Genomic DNA, 2,443 nt, shown 5'->3' with positions numbered 1-2,443 from the left:
CACGCTGGACACGCGTGTGGGCACCAGCCCCGGCGCACGGCCGCGAGTTCCTCGCGGTGCCGCTTCGCGCGCTGACTACTCGCCCTGGCTGCTCGCGCCGGCTACTCGCGCCGATTACTCGCCCCGGCTAGTCGCGCCGGCTACTCGCGCTGAGCGTCCTTGGCGGACGCGGCAGCGCCGCCCTTCGGTGCTTCCTCGAAGTTCACCTTGACCATGTGGCGGTTCATCGACTTCATCAGCAGCCACACACCGGCGGCCATGGCGGCGAAGACGATGAACCCGAGGACGCCCGGGGTCACCTTGTTCACGTCGAGCTCTTTGGCGAGCGGGACGAGGTGCGACACTGCGAGGTTTGCGCTAGCGCTCATGTCAGTCATTGTTCCGGACGCCCGCGAAGAGGTCGTCCTCGGGGAGGGAAGTGTCGACCAGGGACCTGGCGAGCTCGTACTCCTCGGTCGGCCAGACCTCCTTCTGGATCTCCATCGGCACGCGGAACCAGCCGCCGTCCGGGTCGATCTGGGTCGCGTGGGCGATCAGGGCCTTGTCGCGGGTCTCGAAGAAGTCGGCGCACGGAACATGCGTGGTCAGGGTCCGCTCGACGCGCTCGAACTCCTTCCAGCGCTCCAGCCACTCGCCGTACGGGGACTCCAGGCCACGGGAGAGCAGCGCCTCGTGGAGCGCCACGGTGCGCGGGCGGTTGAAGCCCTGGTTGTAGTAGAGCTTCAGGGGCTGCCAGGCCGGACCGAACTCGGACTCCGGGTACTTCTCGGCGTCGGCCGCGCCCTCGAAGGCCACCATCGAGATCTTGTGGGTCATGATGTGGTCCGGGTGCGGGTACCCGCCGTTCTCGTCGTACGTCGTGACGACCTGGGGGCGGAAGGAGCGGATCTGCCGCACCAGCTCGCCCGCCGCCTTGTCTACGTCCTCCAGGGCGAAGCAGCCCTCCGGGAGCGGGGGAAGCGGGTCGCCCTCGGGCAGGCCGGAGTCGACGAAGCCGAGCCACTCCTGCTTCACGCCCAGGATCTCCCGGGCCTCGTCCATCTCCTTGCGGCGTACCTCGTGGATGTTCTCCTCGATGTATTTGTCGCCCTGGAGCTTCGGGTTGAGGATGGAGCCGCGCTCGCCCCCCGTGCAGGTCACGACCAGCACGTCCACCCCCTCGGACACATACTTGGCCATCGTGGCCGCGCCCTTGCTCGACTCGTCGTCGGGGTGGGCGTGAACGGCCATCAGTCGCAGCTGATCAGTCAAGACTCGATCCTCAGTCATTTGTCGCTCGGGACAGCTTCTATAGTGACGGAATCGGGGGACCGAAAATTCCGGGATCCCGGACTGTGAGAGGACGATCATGACCGCGGCACGCGAGGGACTTCCCCGTGACCGTTACGGCCGCTCGGCGGACGAGCGCGCGGACCGCAAGCTCAAGATCGTTGGCGCGGTGCTCGGCGTGGGCCTGCTCGGCATGATCGGCTGGTTCGGCTACGACTACGTCAGCGGGCAGCGGATCAGCGCCGAGGTCATCAAGTTCGACGTCTCCGCGGACGACGAGGTCCAGGTCCATCTCGAGGTCCGCAAGGACAAGGGCGCCCAGGGCTACTGCACGCTGCGATCGCGCGCGGAGGACGGCAGCGAGGTCGGCCGGCGGGACGTGCGTTTCGACGCGCGCGAGAGCCGTATCGACGAGGTCGTCACGGTGCGTACGACGGCGAAAGCGACCAGTGCCGAGCTGGTGGGCTGTACCGCGGACAGCGGGCCGAAGGGCTGATGTTTTCCCCGCCCCATCAGGGCTGACCTGCGTTGACGCATTTTTAAGGGCTTTTGGTCCTCCCCCTTTCCCGCACCAATTGTTAGGCTCGTGGTTTCGCCCACTCGTGAAGGCACATCCTTCTGGGTAGGGCGATGCTTTGTATCCCCAGTACCTACGAGGAGCACCTGTGACCCAGACCAGCGAGAACGTCACCTGGCTCACCCAGGAGGCGTACAACCAGCTCAAGGCCGAGCTGGAGTACCTGTCTGGTCCCGCGCGCGTCGAGATCGCCAAGAAGATCGAGGCAGCCCGCGAGGAGGGCGACCTGCGGGAGAACGGCGGGTACCACGCGGCCAAGGAGGAGCAGGGCAAGCAGGAGCTCCGTGTGCGCCAGCTGACCCAGCTCCTGGAGAAGGCGAAGGTCGGCGAGGCCCCGGCGGACAACGGCATGGTGGCCCCCGGCATGGTCGTGACCGTCGCCTTCGACGGCGACGAGAGCGACACCGAGACCTTCCTGCTCGCCTCCCGCGAGTACGCGTCGGAGGACATCTCGACGTACTCGCCGCAGTCCCCGCTCGGCGCGGGCGTCAACGGCAAGAAGGTCGGCGAAGAGGCCGAGTACGAGCTGCCGAACGGCAAGACGGCCATGGTCAAGATCATCGAGGCCAAGCCCTACCAGGGCTGACCGCCCTCAGC

The 2,443-nt window shown here is 66.9% G+C and carries 4 protein-coding genes; 2 read left to right on the top strand and 2 right to left on the bottom strand.

Annotated features, from left to right (window positions below; genetic code table 11):
- Positions 1–140: 140 nt before the first annotated feature.
- Both ACWGI8_RS43100 and mca read right to left on the bottom strand, forming a co-directional pair.
- A complete protein-coding gene (locus ACWGI8_RS43100) occupies positions 141–377 on the bottom strand; it encodes a hypothetical protein (RefSeq protein ID WP_453668941.1) in 237 nt (78 codons plus the stop codon).
- A complete protein-coding gene (gene mca, locus ACWGI8_RS43095) occupies positions 370–1,251 on the bottom strand; it encodes a mycothiol conjugate amidase Mca (RefSeq protein ID WP_453668939.1) in 882 nt (293 codons plus the stop codon). Before mca ends, ACWGI8_RS43100 begins: the two co-directional genes overlap by 8 nt.
- Before the next feature lie 97 nt (positions 1,252–1,348).
- Here mca and ACWGI8_RS43090 point away from each other — a divergent pair, with 97 nt between their 5' ends.
- The gene (locus tag ACWGI8_RS43090; protein ID WP_453668938.1) at positions 1,349–1,765 is read left to right on the top strand and encodes a DUF4307 domain-containing protein; all 417 of its coding nucleotides are present in this window, start codon (positions 1,349–1,351) and stop codon (positions 1,763–1,765) included.
- A 169-nt stretch (positions 1,766–1,934) separates the two neighbouring features.
- A complete protein-coding gene (gene greA, locus ACWGI8_RS43085; RefSeq protein WP_453668936.1) occupies positions 1,935–2,432 on the top strand; it encodes a transcription elongation factor GreA in 498 nt (165 codons plus the stop codon).
- Positions 2,433–2,443: the final 11 nt, after the last annotated feature.

It is taken from the genome of Streptomyces sp. NPDC054841 (assembly GCF_053611045.1).
Note: the sequence above shows the minus strand (reverse complement) of the source record. Positions and strands in the feature narration are given on the sequence as shown.

Coding starts and splice junctions, on each gene's coding strand:
- ACWGI8_RS43100 (WP_453668941.1), bottom strand. CDS start 377: ATGACTGACATGAGCGCTAGCGCAAACCTCGCAGTGTCGCACCTCGTC.
- ACWGI8_RS43090 (WP_453668938.1), top strand. CDS start 1,349: ATGACCGCGGCACGCGAGGGACTTCCCCGTGACCGTTACGGCCGCTCG.